Source organism: Pseudomonas sp. Marseille-Q0931 (genome assembly GCF_940789645.1).
Lineage (GTDB): Bacteria > Pseudomonadota > Gammaproteobacteria > Pseudomonadales > Pseudomonadaceae > Aquipseudomonas.
The window spans coordinates 1-5,367 of sequence record NZ_CALNWT010000026.1; the positions used below are offsets into that span (position 1 = coordinate 1).

General features: G+C 51.9%; 2 tRNA genes and 3 rRNA genes. All 5 read right to left on the bottom strand.

Annotated features, from left to right (window positions below):
- Positions 1-49 precede the first annotated feature (49 nt).
- Positions 50-165: ribosomal RNA gene (gene rrf / locus P3C50_RS24105) — 5S ribosomal RNA — on the bottom strand.
- Between the two features lie 138 nt (positions 166-303).
- Positions 304-3,196, bottom strand: a 23S ribosomal RNA gene (locus P3C50_RS24110).
- 246 nt (positions 3,197-3,442) lie between these two features.
- Positions 3,443-3,518 (bottom strand) — tRNA-Ala (locus P3C50_RS24115).
- A gap of 20 nt (positions 3,519-3,538) precedes the next feature.
- A tRNA-Ile gene (locus P3C50_RS24120) sits at positions 3,539-3,615 on the bottom strand.
- A gap of 88 nt (positions 3,616-3,703) precedes the next feature.
- A 16S ribosomal RNA gene (locus P3C50_RS24125) occupies positions 3,704-5,240 on the bottom strand.
- The 16S, 23S and 5S rRNA genes sit together here with 2 tRNA genes alongside, the layout of an rRNA operon.
- Between the last annotated feature and the right edge of the window lie 127 nt (positions 5,241-5,367).

Here is a 5,367-nt window from a genome sequence, read left to right on the forward strand (position 1 = left end):
CAAAGAAGAAACCCCAGACCGCTTTAGCGATCTGGGGTTTCGTATAGGAGCTTGACGATGACCTACTCTCACATGGTGAAGCACCACACTACCATCGGCGATGCGTCGTTTCACTACTGAGTTCGGGATGGGATCAGGTGGTTCCAACGCTCTATGGTCGTCAAGCAATTCGGTTGGGATGTCGCGGTTAGGCGCTATCCCTTGGATACGTGATAGAGGCTTGTAGCTCTCGCAAATTTTCGGCTTTCTGTCGACTTCACCATCGACACCCTCTGCGTTGAGGGCAGATTGTTTGGGTGTTATATGGTCAAGCCTCACGGGCAATTAGTATTGGTTAGCTCAACGCCTCACAGCGCTTACACACCCAACCTATCAACGTCGTAGTCTTCGACGGCCCTTTAGGGAGCTCAAGGCTCCAGTGAGATCTCATCTTGAGGCAAGTTTCCCGCTTAGATGCTTTCAGCGGTTATCTTTTCCGAACATAGCTACCCGGCAATGCCACTGGCGTGACAACCGGAACACCAGAGGTTCGTCCAACCCGGTCCTCTCGTACTAAGGTCAGCCCCTCTCAAATCTCAAACGTCCACGGCAGATAGGGACCGAACTGTCTCACGACGTTCTAAACCCAGCTCGCGTACCACTTTAAATGGCGAACAGCCATACCCTTGGGACCGGCTTCAGCCCCAGGATGTGATGAGCCGACATCGAGGTGCCAAACACCGCCGTCGATATGAACTCTTGGGCGGTATCAGCCTGTTATCCCCGGAGTACCTTTTATCCGTTGAGCGATGGCCCTTCCATACAGAACCACCGGATCACTAAGACCTACTTTCGTACCTGCTCGACGTGTCTGTCTCGCAGTCAAGCGCGCTTTTGCCTTTATACTCTACGACCGATTTCCGACCGGTCTGAGCGCACCTTCGTACTCCTCCGTTACTCTTTGGGAGGAGACCGCCCCAGTCAAACTACCCACCATACACTGTCCTCGATCCGGATGACGGACCAGAGTTAGAACCTCAAGGTTGCCAGGGTGGTATTTCAAGGATGGCTCCATGAGAACTGGCGTCCCCACTTCAAAGCCTCCCACCTATCCTACACAAGCAAGCTCAAAGTCCAGTGCAAAGCTATAGTAAAGGTTCACGGGGTCTTTCCGTCTAGCCGCGGATACACTGCATCTTCACAGCGATTTCAATTTCACTGAGTCTCGGGTGGAGACAGCGCCGCCATCGTTACGCCATTCGTGCAGGTCGGAACTTACCCGACAAGGAATTTCGCTACCTTAGGACCGTTATAGTTACGGCCGCCGTTTACCGGGGCTTCGATCAAGAGCTTCGCTTGCGCTAACCCCATCAATTAACCTTCCGGCACCGGGCAGGCGTCACACCCTATACGTCCACTTTCGTGTTTGCAGAGTGCTGTGTTTTTAATAAACAGTCGCAGCGGCCTGGTATCTTCGACCGGCATGGGCTTACGCAGTAAATGCTTCACCCTCACCGGCGCACCTTCTCCCGAAGTTACGGTGCCATTTTGCCTAGTTCCTTCACCCGAGTTCTCTCAAGCGCCTTGGTATTCTCTACCTAACCACCTGTGTCGGTTTGGGGTACGGTTCCTAGTTACCTGAAGCTTAGAAGCTTTTCCTGGAAGCATGGCATCAACCACTTCGCGTTCTAAAAGAACACTCGTCATCAGCTCTCGGCCTTGATTTCCCGGATTTACCTAAGAAACCAGCCTACCACCTTAAACACGGACAACCAACGCCGTGCTGGCCTAGCCTTCTCCGTCCCTCCATCGCAGTAACTAGAAGTACGGGAATATTAACCCGTTTCCCATCGACTACGCATTTCTGCCTCGCCTTAGGGGCCGACTAACCCTGCGTCGATTAACGTTGCGCAGGAAACCTTGGTCTTTCGGCGTGCGAGTTTTTCACTCGCATTGTCGTTACTCATGTCAGCATTCGCACTTCTGATACCTCCAGCAAGCTTCTCAACTCACCTTCACAGGCTTACAGAACGCTCCTCTACCGCTCATCCAAAGGATGAACCCGTAGCTTCGGTGTATGGTTTGAGCCCCGTTACATCTTCCGCGCAGGCCGACTCGACTAGTGAGCTATTACGCTTTCTTTAAAGGATGGCTGCTTCTAAGCCAACCTCCTAGCTGTCTAAGCCTTCCCACATCGTTTCCCACTTAACCATAACTTTGGGACCTTAGCTGACGGTCTGGGTTGTTTCCCTTTTCACGACGGACGTTAGCACCCGCCGTGTGTCTCCCGTGCTGACACTTGCTGGTATTCGGAGTTTGCATCGGTTTGGTAAGTCGGGATGACCCCCTAGCCGAAACAGTGCTCTACCCCCAGCAGTGATACACGAGGCGCTACCTAAATAGCTTTCGAGGAGAACCAGCTATCTCCGAGCTTGATTAGCCTTTCACTCCGATCCACAGGTCATCCGCTAACTTTTCAACGGTAGTCGGTTCGGTCCTCCAGTCAGTGTTACCTAACCTTCAACCTGCCCATGGATAGATCGCCCGGTTTCGGGTCTATACCCAGCGACTAAAGCGCCCTATTAAGACTCGCTTTCGCTACGCCTCCCCTATTCGGTTAAGCTCGCCACTGAATATAAGTCGCTGACCCATTATACAAAAGGTACGCAGTCACCCAACAAAGTAGGCTCCCACTGCTTGTACGCATACGGTTTCAGGTTCTATTTCACTCCCCTCTCCGGGGTTCTTTTCGCCTTTCCCTCACGGTACTGGTTCACTATCGGTCAGTCAGTAGTATTTAGCCTTGGAGGATGGTCCCCCCATGTTCAGACAAGGTTTCTCGTGCCCCGTCCTACTCGATTTCATTGATAAGAGCGTTTCGTGTACGGGGCTATCACCCACTACGGCGGCACTTTCCAGAGCCTTCCACTACACTCAAATCAACTTAAGGGCTAGTCCCCGTTCGCTCGCCACTACTTAGGGAATCTCGGTTGATTTCTTTTCCTCAGGGTACTTAGATGTTTCAGTTCCCCTGGTTCGCCTCTTGCACCTATGGATTCAGTACAAGATACCTAGGTTATCCTAGGTGGGTTCCCCCATTCAGAGATCTCTGGATCACAGTCTGTTTGCCGACTCCCCAAAGCTTTTCGCAGGCTACCACGTCTTTCATCGCCTCTGACTGCCAAGGCATCCACCGTATGCGCTTCTTCACTTGACCATATAACCCCAAGCAATCTGGTTACTGTCTCAATCGTGAAGACGACATTCGCCGAAAATTTGCGTCTTGAGAACTACAAATTTTGCCTTGATTAACAACGTGCAGTGAAACACGCTGTTAGTCACTTCTATCACATATCCAAATTTTTAAAGAACGATTTTCTTACCGGTCAAAAGACCAGAAATCAGCACTCGACAGGATCACCCTGAAGCGCTCATTTCTGAACTCTTTACGATCAAGCTGTAATGGTGGAGCCAAGCGGGATCGAACCGCTGACCTCCTGCGTGCAAAGCAGGCGCTCTCCCAGCTGAGCTATGGCCCCGTAAGCATCTGCACCTGAATTGGTAGGTCTGGGCAGATTTGAACTGCCGACCTCACCCTTATCAGGGGTGCGCTCTAACCAACTGAGCTACAGACCTATAACAGGGTCGCCGCGTTACAGCATCGTCTTCTACAGTGAATCAAGCAATTCGTGTGGGAACTTATGAAGAAGCTGATGTCTTCGATTAAGGAGGTGATCCAGCCGCAGGTTCCCCTACGGCTACCTTGTTACGACTTCACCCCAGTCATGAATCACTCCGTGGTAACCGTCCCCCCGAAGGTTAGACTAGCTACTTCTGGAGCAACCCACTCCCATGGTGTGACGGGCGGTGTGTACAAGGCCCGGGAACGTATTCACCGTGACATTCTGATTCACGATTACTAGCGATTCCGACTTCACGCAGTCGAGTTGCAGACTGCGATCCGGACTACGATCGGTTTTATGGGATTAGCTCCACCTCGCGGCTTGGCAACCCTTTGTACCGACCATTGTAGCACGTGTGTAGCCCTGGCCGTAAGGGCCATGATGACTTGACGTCATCCCCACCTTCCTCCGGTTTGTCACCGGCAGTCTCCTTAGAGTGCCCACCATAACGTGCTGGTAACTAAGGACAAGGGTTGCGCTCGTTACGGGACTTAACCCAACATCTCACGACACGAGCTGACGACAGCCATGCAGCACCTGTGTCTGAGTTCCCGAAGGCACCAATCCATCTCTGGAAAGTTCTCAGCATGTCAAGGCCAGGTAAGGTTCTTCGCGTTGCTTCGAATTAAACCACATGCTCCACCGCTTGTGCGGGCCCCCGTCAATTCATTTGAGTTTTAACCTTGCGGCCGTACTCCCCAGGCGGTCAACTTAATGCGTTAGCTGCGCCACTAAAATCTCAAGGATTCCAACGGCTAGTTGACATCGTTTACGGCGTGGACTACCAGGGTATCTAATCCTGTTTGCTCCCCACGCTTTCGCACCTCAGTGTCAGTATCAGTCCAGGTAGTCGCCTTCGCCACTGGTGTTCCTTCCTATATCTACGCATTTCACCGCTACACAGGAAATTCCACTACCCTCTACCGTACTCTAGCTCGCCAGTTTTGGATGCAGTTCCCAGGTTGAGCCCGGGGCTTTCACATCCAACTTAACGAACCACCTACGCGCGCTTTACGCCCAGTAATTCCGATTAACGCTTGCACCCTTCGTATTACCGCGGCTGCTGGCACGAAGTTAGCCGGTGCTTATTCTGTCGGTAACGTCAAAACAGCAAGGTATTAACTTACTGCCCTTCCTCCCAACTTAAAGTGCTTTACAATCCGAAGACCTTCTTCACACACGCGGCATGGCTGGATCAGGCTTTCGCCCATTGTCCAATATTCCCCACTGCTGCCTCCCGTAGGAGTCTGGACCGTGTCTCAGTTCCAGTGTGACTGATCATCCTCTCAGACCAGTTACGGATCGTCGCCTTGGTGAGCCATTACCTCACCAACTAGCTAATCCGACCTAGGCTCATCTGATAGCGCAAGGCCCGAAGGTCCCCTGCTTTCTCCCGTAGGACGTATGCGGTATTAGCGTTCCTTTCGGAACGTTATCCCCCACTACCAGGCAGATTCCTAGGCATTACTCACCCGTCCGCCGCTAAATCAGGGAGCAAGCTCCCTTCATCCGCTCGACTTGCATGTGTTAGGCCTGCCGCCAGCGTTCAATCTGAGCCATGATCAAACTCTTCAGTTCAATACTGCTTGGGTTTTGAGAAAACCCTAAACCTGGCTCAGCAATCGCAAATCTCTCTATTACTAAAGAGGTAACTCTCGAATTAACGAGTGTTGCTTTGTGATGCTGATAATCAGTTGACTATCAG